The following is a 23729-nucleotide window of genomic DNA, read 5'->3' on the forward strand; positions in this document are numbered from 1 at the left end:
CACGGCTTCGAACATATAAACTATTTTCCCACTCACTACATCCTTCTCGTTTCACACCGCATGGGACTAAAAAAGGATCTGACCGCTTCTATCCACCGCCAGATCCTCTATTCCATCTAAAAAAACTCCAAACCTAATTTTCAATTGATATACTCGGATTTTCACACATACAAATCAAGGCTTTGAAAATATAAAGAGATCTCTCGCTCACTTGCTCCTTCTGGTTTCACACCGCATGTGGCTAAAAAAGGCCCTAACCGCTTCTATCCGTCGCTGGATCCTCTATTCCATCTAAAAAGAGGCTCTTTTAGCTCTTTTAACCCTTTGTTAATTCTTCTTCATCCTTCATACTATAATAACCTAAATTAATAACGATTAAGAAATAACCACCCAGAATACCTACTGCAAATGCCCACATTACCATATGATGCTCAATTTCGTACATAATAATAGCACCCAAAATTGCAGCTGCAAAGCGATTAAACATACCAAGCGTCGGCGCTTTCGTCTTCTTTACTATACTATCTCCAAGCTTTTCGATACGCCTTCCTAAAATCCAAACACAATACATGCTTACAATAAGTCCAATTCCTGCACCTAGAAAATGTGCTGAAAACGGTGTTAACATCCAGCCTAATAACAGAATACCTAGTAGATAATACGATTGAATTTTAAACGACCTTAATGACATACTAATCATATTGTACTCCCCTTCAATAGTTTTTATCTATCTAACCAAAGCTATATAACTCATTTCTTTCGAGTCCATATACTAAAAATTCATTTCACTCAAATTTTAAAAACATAAACAGTATGTTTATGTTTTTAAAATGCTTTTAGGAAATAATATTATACAAGATTTCTAATATAGAATCCCTCATAAATGTGACGTTTTTCAAAACATTTTCGTCCAATTATGAAAAAATTGATATCAATCTATGAACATACGGATATGATGTAATAAGCACATAAATAAAGGGGGCGTCTAATGATTTATTTTTTAATGGCTCTCATTCATCTCATTGTTCCTGCACTTATTGGACTTTCATTATATTGGTACATGAAAAAACATAGTATTTTCTATGCTGTCCTCGGTGTTCTTCTTCCAGGTATTATTCTTATTACACTCTTCCGTATTCCTTTTCTTAATTTAATCCCACTTATTACTGCCATTTTATTCCTCGTATTTTTACCAAAAATAAAAAAATAGGAAAGCAGATCATAGGTGATCTGTTTTCCTATTTTGATATAGGTTCTTGCACGATAGAATTAGCTTCTACTTTCTCTGATTTCACAAACCATAAACCGAAGAAAATGATGATTCCACCGATTATTTGTTGAAACGATACATATTCATTTGCCCATACAGCTGCAAATAAAACAGCTACAAGCGGCGTAATATACATATATACCATCGTATGTGACGCACCAATTTTTTGAACACCAACATACCACATGACTAAACCGAATACTGTTACAAAGAAAACAGAATATAGTAAAGCAAATAGTGTCATTCCGTGTGTAATGTGAAATGGCATGACAAATACATGTGGACCACTTAACAATAAAAGCGGAATCGCTCCAACTAATGTCGACCATGCAGTAACACGTAATGCTGAGTATTTTTTAATAAGCGGCCCTGCTAAAACGGGATAAAGTCCCCAACATATTGATGTAATAAGTCCAATCCCATTTCCGTAGAAAGAACTAGCGAGTGAATGCCCCGCTACTAAAACTAATGTAGCACCAATAAAGGCAATCATGGAACCAACTAACTTTCGAGAAGAGAATTTTTCTTGTTTCAAGAAAATCGCAAATAAAGTTGTAAAAATAGGTGAAATAGATATGAGTAAAGAAGCATTTGTAGCGGATGTGTATTTTACAGTTTCCATAAATAACGTTTGATACAGTACAATACCTACAACGCTAACGATGATTAATCTTGGTATATCTTTTCGCTCCATATAAAGTGACTTTTCGATAAAGAACGTAAGTAATAACAGTAGTGGTGCTGCTGTCATCATTCGAACTGCAGTAAACTCAATTGCTGTAAATTCTAAAAGTCCATATTTCGCAATCGTATAGTTAATCCCCCAAATAATAACGACACTTAAAATTAATAACTCAATTCCCCATCTTTTCATGCGCAACCCCCTCCGCAAAGAGAATTATACAGAAAATTCAACTATATGTACATTTCATTATGTGAAAAAATCCATAAGAAAAAGGAGCATATTATATACTCCTTCTCTCTTCATTATACTCGAACATGTAACTTCATATTCGGATTATAAAACTGGCTTGGGCTCTTCAGCTGGAAAGTCCCTCCAACTTCATGCCAATCAACTGTTAATTTATCATCCATAAATACAAGCTTTGTGCGATCTGCAATAAAGTTTAGTACGCTTGATTCGATATCTACATCGCGCTCATCTTTCTCTGAAACGGCTACTAAATCAATAATCCCGCTCATAACACAACCGCAACCTTCATTATCATAAAATAACTTTATATATTTCGTTTCACTTGGAATCGTATCCATAATCTTTTTATATGCTGCCTCTGTTACAGTAACGTACATGTGTTAACCTACATCCTCTCTTCTCGTATCATTTATATATTGTACCACCATTTTTCTTGAATCTTATATGCAGAAAATTAAGACTACTATAAAATATATGTGATAAAGTGAAACTTTAATCAGGGGGGTATCCATCCCCCTCTGATTATTAGCCCTCGCCAATCAAGCTTTTACGGGCAGTTAATGCGTGATAAAGGAGGTTGTATCACTGATGTTCAAACTACAGCGATATCTCATTTTCTTATGTCTATTAGGTAGCTTTTTTATTTCTAGCGGAATGATATTACAACATATACTTCCCTATTCTCCTTCTATTGGCTGGATTCTAGGTTTTATTTGTTTCCTATCCGCTTCTTATTTTTCCATAAAAAAACAAAAACAACTAACAAAGTAAGAACTATCTTAAGGAGGATTACCAAACATGCCAGCCTTAAAAGAAATAGAACAATAACTTAATCATTTATTACAGGAGAAATCCATTGCCATATCGACAATGATTATGGTAGGCATAAATACTCACTCATTATGGATTATGCGAAAGAAACAAATATGTCACTCATCGGTGTGTCACACTCTGCCTCTGAATATTTAGTGAAAGAGACATTGATGTATGATTGGTTTAAAGAGAATTTTGATGTAGATGTTACTTTGATTCCGCAGGAGACCTGGTGGTTATAAAACTAATAATACCTCCCCTATTTTTAAAATCTATATACACAATACGATCGACCACACAAAAATATAGAATCTACAATATATATATAGTAGTTCTACTTTTAAAACTATATTTTCAAAAATATAGAAAGGAGATAATATATGTACCAACGCAATTGCTTTAGTTGTGACGGTAGACGCAACAGCGGTTCTATCGGCAGTACTGGACCTACTGGCGCTACTGGACCCACTGGTGCTACTGGTTCTACTGGTCCTACTGGCAATGCCGGGCCTACCGGGTCCGGTTTGCAAAGTACTACCGCTTTTAGTCTAGCAGCCGCTCCTAACTATAAAACGGGACAAGTTGTCACTTACACGAGTAGCGGCTATGTTGTAAAAAAAGATGCACCTCAAGGATTTCCGAATGTGTCTCAAGATTATATCTTATTGGTAGAAGGTGGTCCTACCGGATCTACTGGTTCTACTGGCTCTACCGGGTCTACTGGGTCTACTGGGTCTACCGGACCTACTGGGTCTACCGGGTCTACCGGACCTACCGGGGCTACTGGTTCTACCGGACCTACCGGACCTACCGGGGCTACTGGAGCTACTGGAGCTACTGGTTCTACTGGTTCTACTGGTCCTACTGGTTCTACTGGTTCTACTGGTCCTACTGGTTCTACTGGTTCTACTGGTTCTACTGGTTCTACTGGTTCTACCGGACCTACCGGGTCTACTGGCTCTACCGGTTCTACTGGTTCTACTGGTTCTACTGGTTCTACTGGTTCTACTGGTTCTACTGGTTCTACTGGTTCTACTGGTTCTACTGGTTCTACTGGTTCTACTGGTTCTACCGGAGCTACTGGTTCTACCGGAGCTACTGGTTCTACCGGAGCTACTGGTCCTACTGGTTCTATCGGAAACACCGGGCCTACTGGTTCTACTGGTTCTACTGGTTCTACTGGTTCCATCGGAAACACCGGGCCTACTGGCAGCATTGGACCCACTGGTATTACTGGACCTACCGGAATCACTGGGCACACCGGTAGCAGTTCAGCAAAAAGCATCCTTTTCCAAGGAACTAACGCTGAGTTTCAACGTATAGCAGGTGCTCCAGCAGTTGATTCCAATATTATTCCTTATGTAATTGCTGGATCTGGAAATATAGCTGGTTTTTCTGCATCTATAAATGTAAATAATTTGCCTATAGAAGTTTATACAATTCAAATCTGCACTAATATCCCAACAAACCTTTCCGCCCCTACCTCTAATCACGTTATATCTACTATTACTTTTACCACTACGGCTAAAATCACTGGAACAATCACATTTACTATTACTCCTTCAGACGTTGGATCACAGCTAGTTCAAGTGTATGACCCTACCCCTTTACCAGGACCTGCCACTGTTATTTGGACTAGTACAACAACTGGAAATCCAGTTTCAAGAGGAGACGCATTATGCCTTTATATTAGCCCTGGGATTACTGACAGTGCTATATACTCTATTTTTCTAATTACCTCTATTTAAACTGTACTCTATAGAAAAAGCTTTAATCAGTAGGGGGATCCCTTCCCTACTGATTATTGGTTGAACCAATTGGATCTTAACGCAAGATAAATTAAAAAACATCACTTTTGATTAAGTGATGTTTTCTATTTATCTCTTACACTATCATTAAATCGGCAACATAATCTCAACAGTCGTTCCAACTCCAACTTCACTTTCAAAGTTCAATTTACCGTGGTGATCTTTAATAATTTTTTCCGTAACTACTAATCCTAAACCTGTTCCAGTTTCTTTCGTTGTGTAAAAAGCTTCATTTAGCTTTGGAATTTTATCTTTCGGAATGCCGCATCCCTCATCTATAATTTGAACAATGATCACATCTTCCACTATAACTTTTACAGTAATAGTTCCGCCAACTGACATTGCTTCAATCGCATTTTTTATTAAATTAAAAAATACTTGTTTCAATCGTTTTTCCTCACATGTAATTGATGGTATATCTTTACTATAAATAGCATGCATTTTTATCCCTTGTTCTAAAGCTGGCTTTTCCATAACCCTGATAACATAAGAGATGATTTCTTTAATATTATGCGTTTCGGATTCTACCGATTTAGATTTCTCAAACCCATTTAGTTCTGTAGCAATTGTATGAATTCGCTCTACTTCCTGTCTCATAATTTCACTATAAATTTTATCTTCTGGATATTTTTTCGCTTGCTTATTCACAAGTTTTTTCAATTTTTCTAACGGTCTTCTAATCTTATCGCCAATTACTGTCGCCATTTTTCCAACCATTGCTAATTTCTCTACATTTCGTATTTCTTTATCCATCATTTCAAGTGTACGAACGTAAGATTGGAATCTTAAAAATATAATCCAACATATAATAACAAACACGCTATATAATGCTATGGGGATAAGAACAATAAAGGATTGAACAACGAATCCCATAAGTGCATATTTTCCAACAATAGTTCCGGCAACTAACCAAAAGTACCTCTTATTCACAAATATCGGTGCAAATAAAATAAAGAATCCTTCTACTATATTCCCACCATCAAATTCCGCATCACTTCCGTAATAAATAATGAAGTTATTAATAAAATCCAATATATTATAGCCAATTAAAATAATATACTTCACAATATACGGCTTTTTCCATTTCATAAAATAAAGTCCTATAAAGAATAATCCAACCATCAAACTATATAGCCATAAACCTAATCCTTCTCCAAAAGCATCTGCTAGTTTTTGATTTTTATCTGATAAAAGGACAATAGCTTTTTCAGCAAAATCATACGCAAAAAATATAACGAAGAATAAGCTTAAAAATATTATTAATGCCTTTATCTCTTCTTTTTCAAATATATTGCCTTTTTCCATATGATAACTCCTTTAACAACACCTCTTAATCTTGTGTCACATTGCGCTCACATTTTTTCGGGAGCAGTATTTCTACTCTCGTTCCTTTCTTTACTTCACTAGAAATGTGTAATTCTCCAAGATGCTCTGTCACAATTCGCTCTGCTACCGTAAGACCTAATCCAATTCTATCTTGCTTCGTTGTATAAAAAGCATCCTTAACTCGTCCTAAATTATCCTTTTTTATCCCAAAACCACTATCTACTATACTTACTATTACATAATCTCTTTTTTTATTTTCAACTTGTATTTTTAATGTTCCGCCATGTTCCATTGCCTCTAAAGCATTTTTAATAACATACAAAAATACTCCTTTTAATTTGCGTTTATCACATTCAATTTCACTTCTATTTTGCTCTTCATTAAAGGTGCAATTTATATTTAACTCGTTCATTTTTCCGCGCATGTTTTCTACCGCTTGTACTAAAACATCACTTACAATGTGTTTTTCATAAACAGAAGGTTTACATGTAGCAACCTCCATTAATTCACTAATCATATTATTCATATTTTCGATTTCGAGAATCATTTGTTCATATGTTGCATCTTTTTCGTGTTTCTCTTTTTGTAATTGCGTAAACCCTTTTAATGAAGCAAGTGGGTTTTTAATTTCATGTCCGACTGTCGCTGCCATTTTTCCGATAACCGCCAATTTTTGTGACTGACTTGCCTCTGCAATACGTCCCTTTACTGCTGAAAGATATTGTAAAAATCGATTTAAAATAATAAATGACACGAAAAGTAACACCATATTTATAACAAGAGACATAAACAGGTTAAGTTCTCCAAATACAAATAGGTATATCATATATTTCCCTATAAGGAATGGCGCTAGGACAAATAAATATCTTTTACTCAAAAAGATCGGCACGAAGAAAATGAAAATATATTCAATTACATTCCCTTCATCAAATGCTATTGTATTATGAAAAGCATACCATCCAATATTAAAAGTCTCTGCGATCATGTATGCAAATAAATATGTATATTTAACTAAATATGCTTTTTCTCTCTCAAATAAGTAAACACTAATACCTAATATAGCCATAATATATGCAAGCTTCCATATCCCTTTATGCCAATTTCCTAAAGGCATTGTATCTTCTAATATAATCGCGTATGCAACCTCGTATACAATTAAAATAACATGTATTACCCATAAGAAAATCTTAGCGTTTTTCTTTTCTTCTTTAGCTGATAGAAAACTCTCTTCCACTTCAACACCCCTTCAAAAGAATACCATTTATTATAATAAATGATTTCCATAGACAAACAAAGATAAATTGAACAAATGAGGAAAATAAATCCATAGATAATATACTTCCCCACACCATATGTAAGCATAAAAACCATGAACAATAATACGTATAATATGGGAGGTGCTTTATATGGACGGTCGTGAAAATAAGAAGATAGAACAGTTACAATCCTTTACGAAAAACAATGAAGGAAAAGAGATGACAACGAATACGGGTGTCAAAATTTCAAATGATGAAAACTCTTTAACCGCCGGCGATCGTGGTCCTACACTTTTAGAAGATTTCCTGATGCGAGAAAAGCTCGCTCATTTTGACCGTGAACGAATTCCTGAAAGAGTCGTTCATGCCCGCGGTTACGGAGCACATGGTGTTTTTGAGCTATATGATTCTTTAGAAGACTTAACAATGGCTCATTTTTTACAAGACCCATCTAAAAAGACACCTATTTTTATTCGTTTTTCTGAAGTTGCTGGATCAAAAGGTGCAAATGAAACGAACCGAGATGTACGAGGATTCGCTGTTAAGTTTTATACAGAGGAAGGAAATTTCGATTTAGTGGGTAATAACATTCCGATTTTCTTCATTCAAGATGGTATTAAATTTCCGGATCTTATTCATGCCCTTAAACCAGAGCCACATAATGAGATTCCCCAAGGACAAACAGCACACGATACTTTTTGGGACTTTATCGCCAATAATCAAGAATCAGCTGCGATGATGATGTGGATTATGTCGGATCGCGCAATTCCGAGAAGTTTTCGAATGATGCAAGGGTTCGGCGTTCATACATTTCGTTTAGTTAATAAACATGGGAAGTCACGATTCGTAAAATTCCACTGGAAGCCAAAGCTTGGCGTTCACTCGTTAATTTGGGATGAAGCTCAAAAACTAGGCGGCGCTGATCCAGATTATCATCGCCGTGATTTATGGGAAAATATTAATGCTGGAAACTACCCTGAGTATGAACTTGGCGTTCAAATTTTAGAAGAAGAGGACGAATTTAAATACGATTTCGATATATTAGATGCAACGAAAATTTGGCCGGAAGAAGACTTCCCTGTTAAAATCATCGGAAAAATGACGTTAAATCGGAACGTTGATAACGTATTTGCGGAAACAGAACAAGTCGCACTGCACCCTGGAAGCATCGTCCGCGGTATCGATTTTACAAATGATCCTCTCTTACAAGGTAGACTATTTTCTTATACAGATACACAATTAGCACGCGTCGGTACAAACTATCAAGAGTTACCGATTAATCGTCCAGTATGTCCTTTTCATAACAATCAAAGAGATGGTGCGTCTAAATATATAATTGATAAAGGAAAAGTCGCTTACCATAATAACTCTTTAGCTAATAACTCTCCCTTTACTGTACCTGGTACGAAAGGCGGTTTCGTTACATATCCTTCTACTGTTTCTGGACATAAAACAAGAGAAACAGCCGCTAGTTTTAAAGACCATTTCTCACAAGCCCGTTTATTTTGGAATAGTATGAGCCACGTCGAAAAAATCCATATTATGCAGGCCTTTTCCTTTGAATTAGGAAAAGTAAAAAGTAAATCAGTTCGCCAACAAGTCGTAGGTATGATTGGTCATATAAGTACAGAATTAGCTACTTTAGTAGCTGAAGCAGTCGGGGCAACAGTGCCAAATGTTCAAGAATCAAATGTTACAAAATCCTCACCAGCACTAAGTATGGAACATACAACATTCAGCCCAAATACATTACGAGTAGGCGTCATTGTCGCAAACGGATATGACGGTCAAAACGCACAATATATTATAAATCAATTCAAACAAGCCGGTCTTCAGCCCGTTATTATTTCCGAACAATTAGGTTTTGTGCAAGGCTCTCAAAATGGACAGTGGGAAGTGAATGATACTTTCTTAACAGGGTCACCACTTCTTTATGATGGGCTACTTCTTATTGGCGGAAATATTAATGATCATTTTCTTAACAAGGCAAGTTCATTCGTCGTAGAATCGTATAATCACTTTAAGCCAATTGGCGCTTTCCAAAATGGAACTACTATTGTTCAATCTTTAAACATCGAAGGAAAACCTGGCGTTATAACAGAACAAAACCCTACCTTACTTGCAAATGAATTTATTCAGGCAATGACAAAACAGCGATTTTGGGAAAGAGCCTATTAAAATGCATGAGGAGGATACATCATGTTCGTTACAGTTGAAAAAGATGTACACATTTTTGTTGAGGATATTAACCCAGGCCCTGGAAGTAAACCTGTCTTCTTCATTCATGGCTGGCCTTTAAATCATCAAATGTACCAATATCAATTTAATATCTTACCACAACATGGTTTCCGCTGCATCGCCATGGATATACGAGGAAACGGACAGTCTGATAAACCATGGACTGGTTACACTTATGATCGTTTAGCTGATGATATCGCAATTGTATTAGAAGCACTTCAAATAGAAAATGCTACGTTAGTCGGCTTCTCAGTCGGTGGCGCTCTCTCTATTCGGTATATGTCACGATATGATGGGCGTCGTATTTCCAAACTTGCATTAGTGGATGCTGTCTCTCCTTCTTTCGTGAAAAACCAAGAATCCCCTTACGGCGTACCGAAAGAACAAGCAGATGCTCTTATTAATCAAATGTATGTAAATTTACCTAAGTTTCTAAGTGATGTATCTTTATCATTTTTTAATAGAAACTTAGGAGCGGCTACACTAGAATGGTTTTCTTATCTCGGTATGCAATCCGCTTCATACGCTCTCATCAAAATTTTGCAAGCAGCCGCGAACGAAGACGTAACGAAAGATTTAAGTAAAATTAACGTTCCAACAAAAATATTCCACGGCGTGCACGACCAACTCATCCCTTATAAAAGTGCTGAGCTAACAAAAGAGCGAATTAAAAATTCTGAACTATATCCTCTTACAAATAGTGGCCACGGCTCTCCAATCGATCAAGCGGATGAGTTAAATAAAGAACTGATAAAATTTTTAAATTTATAGTTCCTTTACGGCAAATTCTTTTTTCTTAACTACCTTTTGCACGAGCAAATTCCACATATGGCTTATTCTTCTCTTCCATTAAAAATAAAACGATAATGCGGAAAAAATGAAGAGTTGGAACAATCGTCATACAAAGAATCGGTAAGACATATGCACGTTCATCATTAAACGCATAAATAGTAACGAAGCGATATCCTGTCTGTTTATAAATCCATACAACAAATAATTGCAAACTAAAAATTAATAACAAATTTGGAACTGATTCTATTAAAATTAAACAAATTGTCCAATTATATACTAGATGAAAAATTCACATACTTCTCACAAATCAATTATTAAAACGACTCTATTTTAATTTATACTAAATGTACAAGTAATACTCCCTAAACCTAGCTTGTCTGGTTATCCCGTTAAATACTATGAAAAAAGAACTTGTATCGTATACAAGTTCTTTTTTGTCGCCTATTTAAATAATATATCCTTACTATATTGCTTTCCGATGAGTAAGTCATATTGAATAAACTCATATTTCTTTAACATTTCTTTTTGTTTTTCTGTTAAACTTTTTATTGCTTCTCCGTCTTTTCCTATCTTCAATTCATCACGAAGTACGGGAATTTCTCCATATAACTTCGATAAAAATTGATAGAACGGTACCTTATTTAATCCAGCATAATCAAAGACAAGATTTGAAAAATAGATTGGACTTACTAAACCTAAATTGTCATTTGGCATATCAAAATTTGCATACATTAATAACGGCGTTTGCGCCATCGCTAATCGTTCACTTGGCGTTTTTTCATTCGTTATATAACCAGTCTCTTTATAAAGAGATTTATTTGTTCCTAGTGATGGGAGATGGTCCCCAAAGAATACTAATAATGTAGGTCTATCTAAATTATCTAGCTCCTCTATTAAATATTGAAGAGCTTCATCTGAACGTCTTAAACCTTCTGTATAAGTCTCTAATTCAGCCTTCGATTCTTCATTCTCTAAACCACTAATCTCTATTTGATTTTCGCCAAATCTTCCTTCTGTAAATGGAAAATGATTTTGCATTGTAACCGCATGAATAAAAGTAGGTTTCTTTTGCTTCTCTAATTCAGCTATTATCTCTTTACTCATAGATAAATCGCTAATATAATCTCCATCAACTTCTACATTTTCCATCGTATCTTGTGCATTAAACTTATCAAACCCTAACACTTTATATACGTCATCCCGTTTAAAGAATGAGCGACCGAACGAATGAATTGCACTTGTATAATACCCTTCTTTTTTCAAAGCTCGAGGAATTGATGGAATTTCTTTCTTATTTGTAACAACTTGCTGATACGGTATAGATCCTGGTTTTAACAAACTCATTGAATAACTCGTTAATACCTCAAATTCAACGTTTGCAGTATTTCCTCCAAATGCAGGAGAAATAGTTTGTCCACCCGGAAAACTTTCTATATAATGATGTAAATTCGGTAAAGGATCTTCACTAAAGGACAGGTTCGTTAACTTCGTTGGATCCCAAAACGATTCACTCATTACAAAAATAATATTCGGTTTCTCTTTTTGCTTCTGCGTCCCTATATTGCTACTATATTGTTTCTTTATATCGTTTGCTATTTGAAGCATACTTTCTTTTGAATACTCTTTCGGCTTTTCAATAACTGTTGTATCTAGATTACTTATAAAGCCTAACACAAAACCGTTCGAAGCATAATTTTCATTTTGATTCCACAAAACGAACTCTATACCTGACTTTTGAAACCATTTATTCATAAACGTATTCGTAAAATTACCATACACATATAAAATAAAAACGGATCCTATTATAAATAGTACTCGTACGCCTGCATGAACTTTTACATTTTGAATATACTTCCTCACATACATACCCGCCAAAATACAGACAACAACACTTACAATAACGAGAAGAATATAACCCCAACTAAAATAATCCATCACCATTGGTATAACAGATTGCATATGTCCAATCTGTGTAAAATCAGAAGGATATAGTGGGTCTCCCCTAAAAACAATTTTGAAGTGATTTACAATAGCCAAAATGATTAGCAAAATGCTTGTCAAAATAGTACTCAAAAAAACTTTCCCAAGTACGTTATACACCAAAACATATATCGCATAAATTACAATTAAACTAAATATAAACTGTGCGTTATAATTGTAAATCCAATTCAGTGTATTTACGAGATTCATATTATTTTGCATAAAAATAAAAAGCAAAGTAACCACATGCGCTACTAAAAACATTCTAATATAAATCCTAATAATCCGTTTAAATTTATTAACAATATCTTTATTCAAATGCGCAACATACAATAGTACAATCCACATCAAAATTGTCATTATACTTAAGACAATTTTTTGATTTAACATATCTTTCATCGTATCTAAACTAAAATATTTTAAAATCAAGAAAAGTGTGGGTATTACATATAGGGTTACTAGGCCACTTAACATCGCTGAAATTAATATACTTCTTCTTGGCTGATGAAATGAAAAATCACACCTCAATTCATTCCCTCTTTTCTGTTTATTAATTTCACCCCGCACCGTAATAAAATATTACTTATATAAACATAACATATTATGTACACAACGTCTTCTCATGTACACCCTCCGTATAATGTCATCTGTTACCTCTTGTACATACCGAATAGAAAAAAGAGATTTCCTAAGAAAGGAAATCTCTTTTTCACTACCCAACACTTTGAACACGGCCAATTTGTCCATCTTGTAATCGAACTTTAATTCCGTACGTGTGTGTTTCTGTGTTTGTTAAAATATCTTTCACAACACCACTCACTGTTTTACTATAATCTTTATCCAATTGAATAACTACATGTGAACCAACCGAAATTTGTGATCTTGTCGGTTTCCCACCTGTTGCTTGTGTTGTTTTTTCTTGTTTTGCAGACTGTTGTTGCTGTGCTTTCTGTTGCTCTTGTATCTTTCTTTGTTCCTCTTGCTTATGCTTCTCTTCTTCTATTCTTTGTTGCTCTTCCTGCTTACGTTTTTCTTCCTCTACTTTTTGCTGCTCTTCTTGCTTACGTTTTTCTTCCTCTACTTTTTGCTGCTCTTCTTGCTTACGTTTTTCTTCCTCTGCTTTTTGCTGCTCTTCTATCTTCTTACCTTCTTCAACTTTCTTCTCATCTATTTTCTGTTCTTCCGCTGCTTTCAGCTTTTCCTCTTCATCTTTACAAGCTGTTAAAACAACTACACATAAGCCCGTAAGTAAAAATAATAATAATTTTTTTAACATTAAAAAATCCTCCTATATATACATTACAAATAATGACCTTTAATAGAATAACAAATGTGTATGAATCCCCTTGTCGTAATTTGTCGTATACATTGGATTTTCCATGTAACACTACATGCTCCAAATAGAGAAGAACCTGTCATGTGACAGGTTCTTCTCGTTATTTATTAGGATACGATGATTAGCATGTTTACTATACAAGAGGAAGCATCCATAGTTTCCATATGATACACACGATTACTATAAAGATAAAATCAAAAAAATCTAATCTCGGACCCTTTTTCATAGTCATATCTAACCACATATGAACCAATTTCAATCTTTTGTATTTATGAATATTTTTCTTTGCAAATCGGTACATGAGCACTTGCATAATAAGAGATCCGACTACAAAAATAAACAATAAGATGAGAAATTCAACCACGAAATTCTTCCCTATTTTTGAAGCGTTCTTTCTACTATATGGTTCTTCAAAACCCACTCTTCAAACTGAGCACTTCCAAATTCCCAGCTCAAATCACGAGCATGTACAGAAAAAACGTAATAACCAGCATATTCGTCCATAAACCGACCTGTCTCTATCTCCTCTTTCTGAAGACCGTATACTCCAAAATTAAAATACACATCCCACACGTCTTCATGCTTCCTCTTATAAGCAATCGATTCCATATCACATTCAGTTCCGAAATAATCAAGATGTAAATGTACGCTATCATCGTATTCGTAATCCATTTTATCACCCCTTATATTTGTACTTCTTTACTACCCAAAAAATTCCTGCTATATATACTCACATATGGGCACTTACCTACATATTATGCTTGTAGATTGACTTCTAGGAGGTGTCATATAGTGAAAAAATTAATAACCGTTTTTTGCATCATGTTACTAGCTGTTTTCACATTCGCTGCTTGTAGTAGTACAAAGGAAAGTACGAAAGAACAAGCTCAAAAAATTCGCGTTGGCGAAGTTACACACTCTCTTTTCTACGCACCATTATATGTTGGAATTGAAAAAGGATTTTTTAAAGATGAAGGCTTAAATATTGACTTACAAACAACAGCTGGCGGAGATAAAACGATGACCACCCTTTTATCTGGCGGAATTGATATTGCTCTCGTTGGTTCAGAAACGTCTATTTATGTTCATCAACAAGGAGCAAAAGATCCTGTCATTAATTTTGCGCAGCTTACACAAACAGATGGCACATTTTTAGTTTCCCGTAAAAAATTAGACTCTTTTAATTGGAACGACGTAAAAGGCGTTACGTTTTTAGGACAGCGTAAAGGCGGCATGCCGCAAATGGTTGGTGAATACGTTTTAAAGAAAAATGGCATTGACCCTCGCAAAGATACGAACTTAATTCAAAATATCGAGTTTGCTAATATTGCAAATGCCTTTGCATCTGGTACGGGAGAATTTGTACAGCTCTTTGAACCGACTGCAAGTATACTTGAAAAGGAAGGAAAAGGTTATATCGTCGCGTCTTTCGGAGCTGAATCTGGTACTGTTCCTTATACAACGTTTATGGCAAAAGAAAGTTTCTTAAAGAAAGATAAAGCTGCTGCAGAAAAATTCACGCGCGCACTATATAAAGCGCAGCAATGGGTTGATACACATAGTCCAGAAGAGATTGCCGATGCCGTTTCACCACTATTTAAAGACACTTCAAAAGACATTTCAGTAAAAGTAATTGAGCGCTACAAAAAACAACATTCTTATGCGACAAATCCATTATTAGATGATGCAGAATGGAAACAACTCCAAACGATTATGAAAGAATCTGGTGAATTACAAAAAGAAGTTCCACATGAAGCGCTCGTCAATACAAAAATTGCCGAAAGCGTTATTAAGAAATAGAGGCGAAGTGTATGAGCTTTTTACAAATACGTAACGTTTCTCACTGCTTTTTTGCAAAAGAAAATGCCAAACTTATTCTTGAAGATATGAGTTTGCAAGTAGAAGAAGGCGAATTTATTTCAATCCTTGGTCCAAGTGGTTGCGGAAAAACAACGCTCCTCTCCATCATCGCAGGTCTACTCGATCCAATTGAAGGTATCGTATTTTTAGATGGTGAACCGATTACAACTAAGACCCCCTCTATGGGCTATATGCTCCAGCAAGATTACTTGTTTCCGTGGAAAACAATTGAAGAAAATATTATGCTCGGACTTCATATTCGGAAGGTTTATGATGAAAATACGAAAGAACATACATTAAAGCTTTTAAAACAAGTCGGCCTATATGATATAGAACAGCAATACCCTCGTGAACTATCCGGTGGTATGCGCCAACGTGCTGCACTCGTTCGAACATTAGCGACCGACCCAAAAATTTTATTGTTAGATGAACCATTTTCCGCTCTTGATTATCAAACAAAATTAAAACTAGAAGATCTCGTCTTCACATTACTACGTAACTATAAGAAAACATCCCTACTTGTGACACATGATATTGAAGAAGCAATTGCGATGAGTGATCGTATTTATTTGCTGCAAGCGAACCCTGGAAAAATTGCAAAAACATTCATCGTCCCAGAAAGTATCCGTTCCTTATCGCCGTTAGAAGCACGCCACCACCATGACTTCCCATCCCTCTTCCAAGAAATATGGAAGGAGCTGGAACGACTTGGATAATATAAAACAACTACATGAACAGTTTCGAAAAAAAGAAAGACAACATGCATGGTTAGCTCGCTCTTTACAACTTGTACTTCTTGTTCTTTTCTTTGCACTATGGGAAATAGCTAGTAAAAAAGAATGGATTGATCCTTTACTCTTTAGCTCTCCTTCAAGTATTTGGGATCTCTTTTTAACGAAATGGATTGACGGTTCACTTTGGGTCCACATATGGACGACATTACTTGAAACAGGAGTAGGCTTCATTCTCGGAACTATACTCGGAGCTATTATTGCTACTCTCCTTTGGTGGATGCCACTTTTGGCCCGCGTACTTGATCCTTATCTCGTCGTCCTAAATGCAATGCCAAAAGTTGCACTCGGTCCAATCATCATTGTTATTTTCGGTCCAAATATTTCATCCTCTATCGCAATGGGGGTAATCATCTCCATCATCATTACCATTCTCGTTATTTACAGCGCATTTCAAGAAGTCGATTCCAACTATATTAAGGTCATGGACACATTTGGCGCAGATAAATGGCAATGCTATAAGCACGTTATTCTCCCTTCATCTTTCCCTGCAATTATTTCAACGTTAAAAGTGAATGTTGGCTTATCATGGGTCGGTGTTATTTTCGGGGAACTCCTCGTTTCTAAACAAGGGCTTGGCTATTTAATTAGCTACGGATTCCAAGTCTTTAACTTCACACTCGTCTTACTCAGTGTATTGCTCACTTGTGTCCTCGCAACTCTTATGTATGTATTTGTCGAGGCATTTGAAAAACTCCTTATTGGAAAACGAAAAAAAAGCTGACTTAGAGCGATACGCTAGAGTCAGCTTCTTTCTTCTACCTTTTATCACACATTTTCGAATCATCTGTAACATTCCCATTAGCAACCGTAACTGTATGGAAACAATCTTTCACACGCACCGTAACGACATTATCTTTTCGATCAATAATATGATAATCATTAAACTCTTTATTTAATGCACTACGAATTTGCTCCCCTTCAAAAATCGGAAAACCGTGAGACATTACCCAAATGAGACCAGCAACAGCAAGAATCGTTTTCATACGTTTCATTACCTCCTCGAGAGTAAACTTATAGCCCCTATACTATGCGCATTATAATTGTGTCTAATTTGTGACGTTTTTATACTAATTCTATTTTAATGATTCAGTTCCTTCTTCTTTTTTAAAAAAGACAGAATTTTCAATTTTATAAACATAAAGAAACGCAAAGAACTATAATTCTTCACGTTTTCCCTTGGCTAAAATATATCGAACACATAATTCGCATTAATGTCCACTTGGTTGTTCCATCGTTTTCGAAACATCATATAATCCCACTAACACTTCCGCTCTCATTTTTACAAGCTCGGGGAATTGATAGAAGAAGGCAATTTTTTTATATTTTAATTCTGTTCCTTCTTTCACCTTTTTTGAATCTTGTAAAATAAACGCTGTAAATGTATCCGCGATATCTTCCGCTACATTTGTCGTTCCATACAGTGAAACAAACTCACCATGCTTTTCCTTAAAAAATTCAATTTGAGCTTCTTCGCTTTCTTCCACTTTCTTTTCTGTCCACTCCTGGTCAATTGGTTTCCAGAAAGAATTATAAAATTGATTTATATAAGAGCTCTCCTTCGCACATCCTTCTTGTAAGAAAAGAGATTTACATTTATTTTGGTATGATGAAATATCTTTATCTTCTTCAAAAGCCTTTAAGTACTTTTCATTTACTGGTATTTGTTTATGTCCCAGTGTCAATACGTGAGCCGTCTCATGTATTAATGTTTTCATCACTTGATCGATATTTACTGCAGAATCAAGCGTATCTAAACTAATGGTCCACTCTTTCGGATACTCCATACTCGGCATAACATGAGCCACAATTCCATCGTATCCATCTGTTACCATATCAAACTCTTTTATGTCAGTGCGATACTTAGCAGGAATAAGCGTGCTATACATCTCCCATAACGATTCATGATAATCCCTATCTTGACGTTGCTTTAATACTTCTTCTTTCGCGTCCTTATCCTCCGCAAAAGCCTTATTCAATCGTTTGCGATCTAATTTATCGAAATAAGGATCTACAATTTCATCACCATCAATATAATAAGAAGCTAAAAAGAAATAATTTTCATCATCCTTTTTTTTCATTTCTGCTTCTTTCATATCGTTACTTGAATGTCCTTCTAAATCATAATCCTCTAGTACTTCAAGTTCTGAAAGTCCATCTATCTTTTTATATACTTTTTGAAGTGTTTTATCACCTATTTGTGTGCATTCTTCTGTCGTTTCGCACACATCTTTTTTCTCTCTTTTCGAAGTTTGCTCCGACATATCACATCCAGCTACTAAGCCCGTTGAAATCATAAAACACACTAACTTGCCATACAGTTTCTTCATACGCACCTCCATTATTCCATTCTACAAAAATATCATAATCATTTTTTAACGAATATGCGATAATTAATTATAAAAACTGTATGGAGGTTTCCCATGATTCGAGCAATCTTATTTGACTTAGATGGAACACTATTAGATCGTCGCCAATCTCTAGAGCAATTTATTCGTGATCAATATAATCGCTTCGCCTTTCATTTGATAAACATAGAAAAATTCGAGTATTGCTCTCGTTTTCTCGAACTCGACAATAATGGTTACACATGGAAAGATAAGGTATATTCCACTCTCCTTTGCGAATGCAACATTACCACTTTAACGCAAGAGCAACTGCTGCACGACTACATTACAAACTTCCAACATCATTGTATCCCTTTCCCAAACATGCATGAATTACTTCAACAACTAACTCAGCAAAACATTAAAATCGGTATTATTACAAACGGCTTTACTGATTTTCAAATGAACAACCTTCGAGCACTAAACATACATACGTATACAAACACGATTCTTGTTTCAGAAGCGGAAGGAATTAAAAAGCCTCACCCTGAGATTTTCGAACGTGCTTTACAAAAGCTAAACGTAAAAGCAGAAGAATGCCTTTACGTTGGAGACCATCCAGAAAATGATGTGCTTGGTTCTGAACAAGTAGGGATTCTTGGCGTTTGGAAGAGAGATTTATTTTGGGGTGACTTTGAACATTCACGTGTGGTGGATGATTTGTTGGAGGTTCTTTCATTTTTAGGGGCGGAGAGAAAAACAAGACGATAGTAAATGAAATTTCACTTTATCAGCGATTCGCCAAGGAACATCGGCTTATCGACAAAAGCTGACAAACAAAAAGAGGCCATTTTTCAAAAACGCCTCCTCTTCCTTTATTATTCATATACTGTAAACTGCGGTTTACTCGGATGATCTTTAACTAGCGCATCATCTGGAAACTTTGAAACTTTTTTATATAAAGCAATGTCACCGATACAACCTGCTGTTAGTAGAATCCCTAAAAATGAGAGTGGCTCCAGATTCATAGCTAATCCCAATACAATTGGTAAAATTCCAGTTGGTAAAAACGGAAGCATTAACACTGTCTTCATTTGCTTTACTGTAATCACCTGTTTAGAATGAGCATATGCAGCACCTAATTTCCAATTGACGCCCCATTTTAGTTCACTCCACGGAACACCTCCGATATAGCGAAATCCAATTAAATGTATTGCCTCATGAATACAAACGAGAATAATCATTCCAATAATCAAAAGAAACATAATCGGCAATGTAATTTCAATTTGAAACTCGCCTGAAAAAAGCGCATGTAAAAAACTAATTCCAAATGCCAAAACAAATATTATAAGAAATGCATAGAAATTTAATTTAACCATCGAAACCGCAACAGTCGTTTCTTTTCTTTTATCCATCTTTTCCCCTCCTAAAACGTAAATACACCTTTACAAAATTGTATAATATACCCAAAATAAATGTAAAGATATATTTACATTTATTTTGAACACAAAAAAAGAAACCGGCCACTTTACTTCGTAAAACAGCCGATTTCTTCTATATGTTTCATCGTACGCGCTAATACATCATCGCGCATAATAAAGCTAAATTTTCTATCAGTTTTAATATTATCAGGAATGTCTTTTAATAACACAGACCCTTTCGTTTCTTCGTAATGCGTATGTTGCTCTACCGCACTAATTGTTGCAAAATAAATGTTTTTAATGATTATTTTGTCTTTTCCGGATACTTTGTATTGCCCTAAGTAAGTTAAATCAGAAACTATGCCGCCGGTTTCCTCATGAACTTCTCGAACTGCCGCTTCTTCCGGTGTTTCCCCGAGTTCTACTTTACCACCTGGAAATTCAAGACCACGGCGTAAATGATGCGTTAATAACCATTGATCCCCGTACCGGCATACAACCCAAACATGCTTTGGCTCAGGAGAAAATGGGTAACGTTCAAACGATAATTGTACAGTGTTGTGGTAATAATCTTTAAATTTGTACATGCCATTACTCCCCTATTGATGATTACAAGTTTTTCCTACCACAAATTGTAGCATATTCTCGCTTTTCTGCATAATATTATCCAATTACAATCCATTGATTATTCCCATTTGCGCGACTAATTCTTTCGTTTCATGATTCCCTAGATCATAAATCATTTTATATGCTTTTTGTAGTTGTTCATCGTATCGATCATTATTCGAATCGTGATGATACTCAACGAATGGAACGTGGGAGCGTACATACGAACCTAAGTCCTCTTCATACGCTTGATCAAAATACTCTCTTAACTCCGTAATCTCTTCGTCATTTGCATAAATTTCAAAATTATACGTATCCGCCGTCTTCACTTGCGAAATTTGACCATTCCCAACTGATATATAATATGTTTTTTTATTCTCCATGTAACACCCTTCTTTCATCCTTTTAATTTCTATTGTTTTCATCAATTACAAAATTATGTAAAATAAAGAAAAGGAGGGATTTCATGCTCCAAATATTAATTATCGGCATTATAATCGTACTGATCGTATTAGTACTCTCCGTCATGACGATTAATAAAGGCTACGCATATAAACATTCTGTTGATAAGCCCGAAGATAACCCTTACTCGAAAAATAATAAGGAGGAATCATAGTATGCCTCGTATACTTCGCATCGCAATCGCACTCACTGTGATAATTATGTCGGCAATTGGGCTCTATACAGGTCAAAATAACTTTCTACCACTTTCACAATTTCTATTAGGCGCTTTAATGTTTCTCATCGCAATTGAGCAAATAAAAAAGAAGGATTCAGGAACCGGATTTATTTGCATTGTTGCTGGAGCTTTCATTTGGATTGTCCTCATCATTACCTACATAAAATAGAAGGAGGGTCCTTTATGTTAAAAGGAGTTCGAATTACTTTTTCACTTATCGCTTTATCTATAGCAATCTATAGTTTTATTGCTGGCAATATAGGAATTATGCCTTATATGTTTATCTTTTTAGGCGGTATGGCTTTCATTGTAAGTATAGAGGAAATAATGGAACATAAAAAAGTAAGTAGTACGTTCGCTTTTTTAGTCGGTGCAGCAGTTTTATATCTAGGTATCTCAGAAATACTTCGTTAATTTGTCTATTTAAAGGAGGATTTCATGTTAAAAAACTTTCGAATTATAATAGCTACTATCGCTCTCATTCTCGCTCTACTTAGCCTCTTTGCAAACCTCTCTATGCTTTTACCATTCGTATTTATCCTTTTAAGTATTATGTTTATCCTTTTTGGAATTGATGAAATAAAAGAGCAGCAAAAAGCAAAAGCATTTGTTTATTTTCTCGGTTCTGTCTTTATTTTATATGTTGGAGTGTCTAGTATACTTTCATAAAAGAAGAGCAAGTTTTCTCTTAACAAAATAAAAAAACTGCCCTTTCACAGGCAGTTTTTCTTTATCCAAATACTTTTTCAAGTTCATCTTTATCTTGGCTTAGCCAGAAGTTCATTAAGCGTTGTGCTCCTTCTAAGTCGTGAAGCTTCGCTTGGCCACATTGTGTTTCATTTGCAGCTGGAATTTCTGTAATTTGAACCGCATCTTTTAATGTTAGTTCTAATAAATCAATGATTTCTCGAACCGTCGGTGTTCCGCTTACTACAAGATAATATCCTGTTTGGCAACCCATTGGTGAAATATCGATAATATCAAAATGCGGATAACGATCAATATATTTACGTAAATTAAATGCTAATAAATGTTCTAACGTATGAATAACATCTGGTTTCATTGCTTGTTTATTCGGTTGGCAAAAACGAATATCGAATTTATTTACAATACCGTCGCTACCTACGTTGTGAACTCCGCAATGTCTTACATAAGGTGCCTTTACAATCGTATGATCTAATTCAAAGCTTTCTACTGATGGCATACAACATCTCTCCCGCTTTTAATTTAATTCCGTTATATCCAATATGATATAACGGAAATGCACATTAGTAAAGTATTATGTACTGTCGTGCTATAATACTTTAAGACTATGCTGAAAAGGAGACCATTATGAAACAGATTTTTATCGGTATTATACGCTTTTATCAAAAGTTCATTTCTCCGATGACACCGCCAACGTGCCGCTTTCATCCGACTTGCTCTCATTATGGATTAGAAGCGTTTCAAAAACACGGTGCCTTCAAAGGATTTTGGCTTACATGTAAGCGTATATTAAAATGTCACCCTTTCCATCCAGGAGGATTTGATCCTGTCCCAGATAAAAAGGATGACAAAGTAAATTCTTAATTGTCGTAACCATTTACAACTAAATCTAATTTTCCTGTGTCAGGATCTATAACAAGACCGTGAACAGGTACTTCTTCCGGAAGTAACGGATGGTTGCGGAGTATTGACACACTATGTTCTACACTTTCTTCTACACTAGAGAACCCTTGTAAGAATCTTTCTAAATCGATTCCAGAATAACGAAGTGTATCTAATTTCTCTTCTGTTACGCCGCGCTCTTTCATTTTTTCAATTGTACTGCTTGCTTGAATTTTTGCCATACCACAATCATGATGACCGACAACACATACTTCATCAGCTCCAAGCTCATATACAGCGACTAAAATACTACGCATAATACTTCCGAATGGATGTGAAATAACAGCGCCTGCTACTTTAATAATTTTCACATCACCGTTACGCATATTCATTGCTTTCGGTAATAATTCAACAAGACGAGTATCCATACAAGAGATAATTACCATTTTTTTATTTGGAAATTTTCCTGTTTCATACTCTTCGTATTTTTTCTCTTCAACGAATTTTTCATTGTATTGTAAAATCTCTTCTAATGACTTCATAGTAAAGAACCCTCTTTTCTCTCATTTACATTACATATGTAGTGTACCAAAATTTGAAAAACTCAAAAAGGATATTGCTTTATAGTAAAAATAGGATATTTTCAGATAATCGACATATTTCTTTCAAAATATACACACACCTTTGTAACAAGTCTCACATACT

31 protein-coding genes and 1 pseudogene are annotated in these 23729 nt (G+C 35.3%); 15 read left to right on the forward strand and 17 right to left on the reverse strand.

Features of this window, described 5'->3' with window-relative positions; genetic code table 11:
- Positions 1–316 precede the first annotated feature (316 nt).
- Positions 317–700: an ATP synthase subunit I gene (locus ABH957_RS24485; RefSeq protein WP_002089121.1), complete on the reverse strand. Its 384-nt coding sequence runs from the start codon at positions 698–700 to the stop codon at positions 317–319.
- A gap of 288 nt (positions 701–988) precedes the next feature.
- Here ABH957_RS24485 and ABH957_RS24490 point away from each other — a divergent pair, with 288 nt between their 5' ends.
- Complete coding sequence (locus ABH957_RS24490) at positions 989–1210, forward strand: hypothetical protein (RefSeq protein WP_002015710.1); 222 nt, start codon at positions 989–991, stop codon at positions 1208–1210.
- Positions 1211–1238: 28 nt separating this feature from the next.
- Here ABH957_RS24490 and ABH957_RS24495 read toward each other — a convergent pair whose 3' ends face one another.
- Both ABH957_RS24495 and ABH957_RS24500 read right to left on the reverse strand, forming a co-directional pair.
- Positions 1239–2144, reverse strand: coding sequence for a DMT family transporter (locus tag ABH957_RS24495; protein ID WP_002034445.1), 906 nt, complete (start codon positions 2142–2144; stop codon positions 1239–1241).
- Positions 2145–2257: 113 nt separating this feature from the next.
- Complete coding sequence (locus ABH957_RS24500; RefSeq protein WP_002089124.1) at positions 2258–2581, reverse strand: iron-sulfur cluster biosynthesis family protein; 324 nt, start codon at positions 2579–2581, stop codon at positions 2258–2260.
- A 211-nt stretch (positions 2582–2792) separates the two neighbouring features.
- On the opposite strand from ABH957_RS24500, the gene ABH957_RS24505 reads away from it, so the two are divergent.
- The 3 genes and pseudogenes from ABH957_RS24505 (at position 2793) to ABH957_RS29495 (ending at position 4765) form a co-directional block, all read left to right on the forward strand.
- The gene (locus tag ABH957_RS24505) at positions 2793–2975 is read left to right on the forward strand and encodes a hypothetical protein (RefSeq protein ID WP_242310586.1); all 183 of its coding nucleotides are present in this window, start codon (positions 2793–2795) and stop codon (positions 2973–2975) included.
- 62 nt (positions 2976–3037) lie between these two features.
- Positions 3038–3259 (forward strand): annotated as a pseudogene (locus tag ABH957_RS24510) (Nif3-like dinuclear metal center hexameric protein); the annotation flags it as partial.
- Positions 3260–3397: 138 nt separating this feature from the next.
- A complete protein-coding gene (locus ABH957_RS29495; RefSeq protein ID WP_483862342.1) occupies positions 3398–4765 on the forward strand; it encodes a collagen-like triple helix repeat-containing protein in 1368 nt (455 codons plus the stop codon).
- 147 nt (positions 4766–4912) lie between these two features.
- Here ABH957_RS29495 and ABH957_RS24530 read toward each other — a convergent pair whose 3' ends face one another.
- Positions 4913–6130 (reverse strand): ATP-binding protein, encoded by a 1218-nt coding sequence (locus tag ABH957_RS24530; protein WP_088032190.1) that lies wholly within the window; start codon positions 6128–6130, stop codon positions 4913–4915.
- Between the two features lie 25 nt (positions 6131–6155).
- Complete coding sequence (locus ABH957_RS24535; RefSeq protein ID WP_404457670.1) at positions 6156–7385, reverse strand: ATP-binding protein; 1230 nt, start codon at positions 7383–7385, stop codon at positions 6156–6158.
- Between the two features lie 172 nt (positions 7386–7557).
- On the opposite strand from ABH957_RS24535, the gene ABH957_RS24540 reads away from it, so the two are divergent.
- Together ABH957_RS24540 and ABH957_RS24545 are read left to right on the forward strand one after the other, a co-directional pair.
- Positions 7558–9585, forward strand: a complete 2028-nt coding sequence (locus ABH957_RS24540; RefSeq protein WP_404448357.1) for a catalase — start codon at positions 7558–7560, stop codon at positions 9583–9585.
- 21 nt (positions 9586–9606) lie between these two features.
- Entirely contained in the window at positions 9607–10416 is an 810-nt protein-coding gene (locus tag ABH957_RS24545) for an alpha/beta fold hydrolase (protein ID WP_404512412.1), read from the forward strand.
- A 25-nt stretch (positions 10417–10441) separates the two neighbouring features.
- Here ABH957_RS24545 and ABH957_RS24550 read toward each other — a convergent pair whose 3' ends face one another.
- The 5 genes from ABH957_RS24550 to ABH957_RS24570 all read right to left on the reverse strand — a co-directional run bounded on the left by ABH957_RS24550 (position 10442) and on the right by ABH957_RS24570 (position 14425).
- On the reverse strand, positions 10442–10726 hold the full coding sequence (locus ABH957_RS24550) for an ABC transporter permease subunit (protein ID WP_404457779.1): 285 nt from the start codon (positions 10724–10726) through the stop codon (positions 10442–10444).
- A gap of 152 nt (positions 10727–10878) precedes the next feature.
- Positions 10879–12945, reverse strand: coding sequence for an LTA synthase family protein (locus tag ABH957_RS24555; RefSeq protein ID WP_404512414.1), 2067 nt, complete (start codon positions 12943–12945; stop codon positions 10879–10881).
- Positions 12946–13129: 184 nt separating this feature from the next.
- Positions 13130–13693, reverse strand: coding sequence for a YwbE family protein (locus ABH957_RS24560; RefSeq protein WP_404457676.1), 564 nt, complete (start codon positions 13691–13693; stop codon positions 13130–13132).
- A 193-nt stretch (positions 13694–13886) separates the two neighbouring features.
- Positions 13887–14117, reverse strand: coding sequence for a hypothetical protein (locus tag ABH957_RS24565; protein WP_404457679.1), 231 nt, complete (start codon positions 14115–14117; stop codon positions 13887–13889).
- A gap of 11 nt (positions 14118–14128) precedes the next feature.
- On the reverse strand, positions 14129–14425 hold the full coding sequence (locus ABH957_RS24570) for a DUF3986 family protein (protein WP_002034469.1): 297 nt from the start codon (positions 14423–14425) through the stop codon (positions 14129–14131).
- Positions 14426–14545: 120 nt separating this feature from the next.
- Between ABH957_RS24570 and ABH957_RS24575 the strand changes: the two genes are divergently transcribed.
- From ABH957_RS24575 to ABH957_RS24585, 3 genes are read left to right on the forward strand one after another with little or no spacing between them, the layout of a single operon-like run.
- A complete protein-coding gene (locus ABH957_RS24575; RefSeq protein ID WP_002089139.1) occupies positions 14546–15553 on the forward strand; it encodes an ABC transporter substrate-binding protein in 1008 nt (335 codons plus the stop codon).
- 11 nt (positions 15554–15564) lie between these two features.
- Complete coding sequence (locus tag ABH957_RS24580; protein ID WP_002034467.1) at positions 15565–16329, forward strand: ABC transporter ATP-binding protein; 765 nt, start codon at positions 15565–15567, stop codon at positions 16327–16329.
- Positions 16322–17128, forward strand: coding sequence for an ABC transporter permease (locus tag ABH957_RS24585; RefSeq protein ID WP_404457682.1), 807 nt, complete (start codon positions 16322–16324; stop codon positions 17126–17128). The genes ABH957_RS24580 and ABH957_RS24585 overlap by 8 nt, the downstream gene beginning before the upstream one ends.
- Positions 17129–17162: 34 nt before the next feature.
- Here ABH957_RS24585 and ABH957_RS24590 read toward each other — a convergent pair whose 3' ends face one another.
- Together ABH957_RS24590 and ABH957_RS24595 are read right to left on the reverse strand one after the other, a co-directional pair.
- Positions 17163–17390 (reverse strand): hypothetical protein, encoded by a 228-nt coding sequence (locus tag ABH957_RS24590; protein ID WP_002089142.1) that lies wholly within the window; start codon positions 17388–17390, stop codon positions 17163–17165.
- A 225-nt stretch (positions 17391–17615) separates the two neighbouring features.
- Positions 17616–18734, reverse strand: a complete 1119-nt coding sequence (locus ABH957_RS24595; protein ID WP_404448368.1) for a recombinase family protein — start codon at positions 18732–18734, stop codon at positions 17616–17618.
- 93 nt (positions 18735–18827) lie between these two features.
- On the opposite strand from ABH957_RS24595, the gene ABH957_RS24600 reads away from it, so the two are divergent.
- Entirely contained in the window at positions 18828–19502 is a 675-nt protein-coding gene (locus tag ABH957_RS24600; RefSeq protein ID WP_404457685.1) for an HAD family hydrolase, read from the forward strand.
- A 107-nt stretch (positions 19503–19609) separates the two neighbouring features.
- On the opposite strand, the gene ABH957_RS24605 is transcribed toward ABH957_RS24600, so the two are convergent.
- The 3 genes from ABH957_RS24605 to ABH957_RS24615 all read right to left on the reverse strand — a co-directional run bounded on the left by ABH957_RS24605 (position 19610) and on the right by ABH957_RS24615 (position 21141).
- Complete coding sequence (locus tag ABH957_RS24605; RefSeq protein WP_113938165.1) at positions 19610–20146, reverse strand: DUF3267 domain-containing protein; 537 nt, start codon at positions 20144–20146, stop codon at positions 19610–19612.
- 113 nt (positions 20147–20259) lie between these two features.
- Positions 20260–20739 (reverse strand): antimutator 8-oxo-(dGTP/GTP)ase, encoded by a 480-nt coding sequence (mutTA, locus tag ABH957_RS24610; RefSeq protein ID WP_002015736.1) that lies wholly within the window; start codon positions 20737–20739, stop codon positions 20260–20262.
- Between the two features lie 84 nt (positions 20740–20823).
- Positions 20824–21141, reverse strand: coding sequence for a hypothetical protein (locus ABH957_RS24615; protein ID WP_002089150.1), 318 nt, complete (start codon positions 21139–21141; stop codon positions 20824–20826).
- Between the two features lie 83 nt (positions 21142–21224).
- On the opposite strand from ABH957_RS24615, the gene ytzI reads away from it, so the two are divergent.
- The 4 genes from ytzI to ABH957_RS24635 are packed head-to-tail and all read left to right on the forward strand — an operon-like array spanning position 21225 to position 22106.
- A complete protein-coding gene (ytzI, locus tag ABH957_RS24620) occupies positions 21225–21374 on the forward strand; it encodes a YtzI protein (protein ID WP_404512416.1) in 150 nt (49 codons plus the stop codon).
- Position 21375: 1 nt separating this feature from the next.
- The gene (locus tag ABH957_RS24625) at positions 21376–21606 is read left to right on the forward strand and encodes a YczI family protein (protein WP_113938167.1); all 231 of its coding nucleotides are present in this window, start codon (positions 21376–21378) and stop codon (positions 21604–21606) included.
- 14 nt (positions 21607–21620) lie between these two features.
- Positions 21621–21851: a DUF3953 domain-containing protein gene (locus tag ABH957_RS24630; RefSeq protein WP_404457689.1), complete on the forward strand. Its 231-nt coding sequence runs from the start codon at positions 21621–21623 to the stop codon at positions 21849–21851.
- Positions 21852–21875: 24 nt separating this feature from the next.
- The gene (locus ABH957_RS24635) at positions 21876–22106 is read left to right on the forward strand and encodes a YczI family protein (protein WP_002138770.1); all 231 of its coding nucleotides are present in this window, start codon (positions 21876–21878) and stop codon (positions 22104–22106) included.
- Positions 22107–22167: 61 nt separating this feature from the next.
- On the opposite strand, the gene luxS is transcribed toward ABH957_RS24635, so the two are convergent.
- Complete coding sequence (luxS, locus tag ABH957_RS24640) at positions 22168–22641, reverse strand: S-ribosylhomocysteine lyase LuxS (RefSeq protein ID WP_001141371.1); 474 nt, start codon at positions 22639–22641, stop codon at positions 22168–22170.
- 128 nt (positions 22642–22769) lie between these two features.
- On the opposite strand from luxS, the gene yidD reads away from it, so the two are divergent.
- Positions 22770–23006: a membrane protein insertion efficiency factor YidD gene (yidD, locus tag ABH957_RS24645; RefSeq protein ID WP_002112460.1), complete on the forward strand. Its 237-nt coding sequence runs from the start codon at positions 22770–22772 to the stop codon at positions 23004–23006.
- On the opposite strand, the gene ABH957_RS24650 is transcribed toward yidD, so the two are convergent.
- Positions 23003–23566: a beta-class carbonic anhydrase gene (locus ABH957_RS24650; RefSeq protein ID WP_002015742.1), complete on the reverse strand. Its 564-nt coding sequence runs from the start codon at positions 23564–23566 to the stop codon at positions 23003–23005. The genes yidD and ABH957_RS24650 overlap by 4 nt on opposite strands.
- Between the last annotated feature and the right edge of the window lie 163 nt (positions 23567–23729).

Origin of the sequence: Bacillus sp. RC242, assembly GCF_044908245.1 — a bacterium.
Lineage (GTDB): Bacteria > Bacillota > Bacilli > Bacillales > Bacillaceae_G > Bacillus_A > Bacillus_A mycoides.

What these genes read in the sequence shown, in the direction of transcription:
- ABH957_RS24635 (WP_002138770.1), top strand. Translation starts at nt 21,876, where the DNA reads ATGTTAAAAAACTTTCGAATTATAATAGCTACTATCGCTCTCATTCTC.
- ABH957_RS24500 (WP_002089124.1), bottom strand. Translation starts at nt 2,581, where the DNA reads ATGTACGTTACTGTAACAGAGGCAGCATATAAAAAGATTATGGATACG.
- ABH957_RS24590 (WP_002089142.1), bottom strand. Translation starts at nt 17,390, where the DNA reads ATGAAAACGATTCTTGCTGTTGCTGGTCTCATTTGGGTAATGTCTCAC.
- ABH957_RS24580 (WP_002034467.1), top strand. Translation starts at nt 15,565, where the DNA reads ATGAGCTTTTTACAAATACGTAACGTTTCTCACTGCTTTTTTGCAAAA.
- ABH957_RS24605 (WP_113938165.1), bottom strand. Translation starts at nt 20,146, where the DNA reads ATGGATAAAAGAAAAGAAACGACTGTTGCGGTTTCGATGGTTAAATTA.
- ABH957_RS24540 (WP_404448357.1), top strand. Translation starts at nt 7,558, where the DNA reads ATGGACGGTCGTGAAAATAAGAAGATAGAACAGTTACAATCCTTTACG.
- ABH957_RS29495 (WP_483862342.1), top strand. Translation starts at nt 3,398, where the DNA reads ATGTACCAACGCAATTGCTTTAGTTGTGACGGTAGACGCAACAGCGGT.
- ABH957_RS24600 (WP_404457685.1), top strand. Translation starts at nt 18,828, where the DNA reads ATGATTCGAGCAATCTTATTTGACTTAGATGGAACACTATTAGATCGT.
- ABH957_RS24570 (WP_002034469.1), bottom strand. Translation starts at nt 14,425, where the DNA reads ATGGATTACGAATACGATGATAGCGTACATTTACATCTTGATTATTTC.
- yidD (WP_002112460.1), top strand. Translation starts at nt 22,770, where the DNA reads ATGAAACAGATTTTTATCGGTATTATACGCTTTTATCAAAAGTTCATT.
- luxS (WP_001141371.1), bottom strand. Translation starts at nt 22,641, where the DNA reads ATGCCATCAGTAGAAAGCTTTGAATTAGATCATACGATTGTAAAGGCA.
- ABH957_RS24595 (WP_404448368.1), bottom strand. Translation starts at nt 18,734, where the DNA reads ATGAAGAAACTGTATGGCAAGTTAGTGTGTTTTATGATTTCAACGGGC.
- ytzI (WP_404512416.1), top strand. Translation starts at nt 21,225, where the DNA reads ATGCTCCAAATATTAATTATCGGCATTATAATCGTACTGATCGTATTA.
- ABH957_RS24615 (WP_002089150.1), bottom strand. Translation starts at nt 21,141, where the DNA reads ATGGAGAATAAAAAAACATATTATATATCAGTTGGGAATGGTCAAATT.
- ABH957_RS24485 (WP_002089121.1), bottom strand. Translation starts at nt 700, where the DNA reads ATGATTAGTATGTCATTAAGGTCGTTTAAAATTCAATCGTATTATCTA.
- ABH957_RS24625 (WP_113938167.1), top strand. Translation starts at nt 21,376, where the DNA reads ATGCCTCGTATACTTCGCATCGCAATCGCACTCACTGTGATAATTATG.
- ABH957_RS24495 (WP_002034445.1), bottom strand. Translation starts at nt 2,144, where the DNA reads ATGAAAAGATGGGGAATTGAGTTATTAATTTTAAGTGTCGTTATTATT.
- ABH957_RS24630 (WP_404457689.1), top strand. Translation starts at nt 21,621, where the DNA reads ATGTTAAAAGGAGTTCGAATTACTTTTTCACTTATCGCTTTATCTATA.
- ABH957_RS24650 (WP_002015742.1), bottom strand. Translation starts at nt 23,566, where the DNA reads ATGAAGTCATTAGAAGAGATTTTACAATACAATGAAAAATTCGTTGAA.
- mutTA (WP_002015736.1), bottom strand. Translation starts at nt 20,739, where the DNA reads ATGTACAAATTTAAAGATTATTACCACAACACTGTACAATTATCGTTT.
- ABH957_RS24490 (WP_002015710.1), top strand. Translation starts at nt 989, where the DNA reads ATGATTTATTTTTTAATGGCTCTCATTCATCTCATTGTTCCTGCACTT.
- ABH957_RS24505 (WP_242310586.1), top strand. Translation starts at nt 2,793, where the DNA reads ATGTTCAAACTACAGCGATATCTCATTTTCTTATGTCTATTAGGTAGC.
- ABH957_RS24560 (WP_404457676.1), bottom strand. Translation starts at nt 13,693, where the DNA reads ATGTTAAAAAAATTATTATTATTTTTACTTACGGGCTTATGTGTAGTT.
- ABH957_RS24545 (WP_404512412.1), top strand. Translation starts at nt 9,607, where the DNA reads ATGTTCGTTACAGTTGAAAAAGATGTACACATTTTTGTTGAGGATATT.
- ABH957_RS24530 (WP_088032190.1), bottom strand. Translation starts at nt 6,130, where the DNA reads ATGGAAAAAGGCAATATATTTGAAAAAGAAGAGATAAAGGCATTAATA.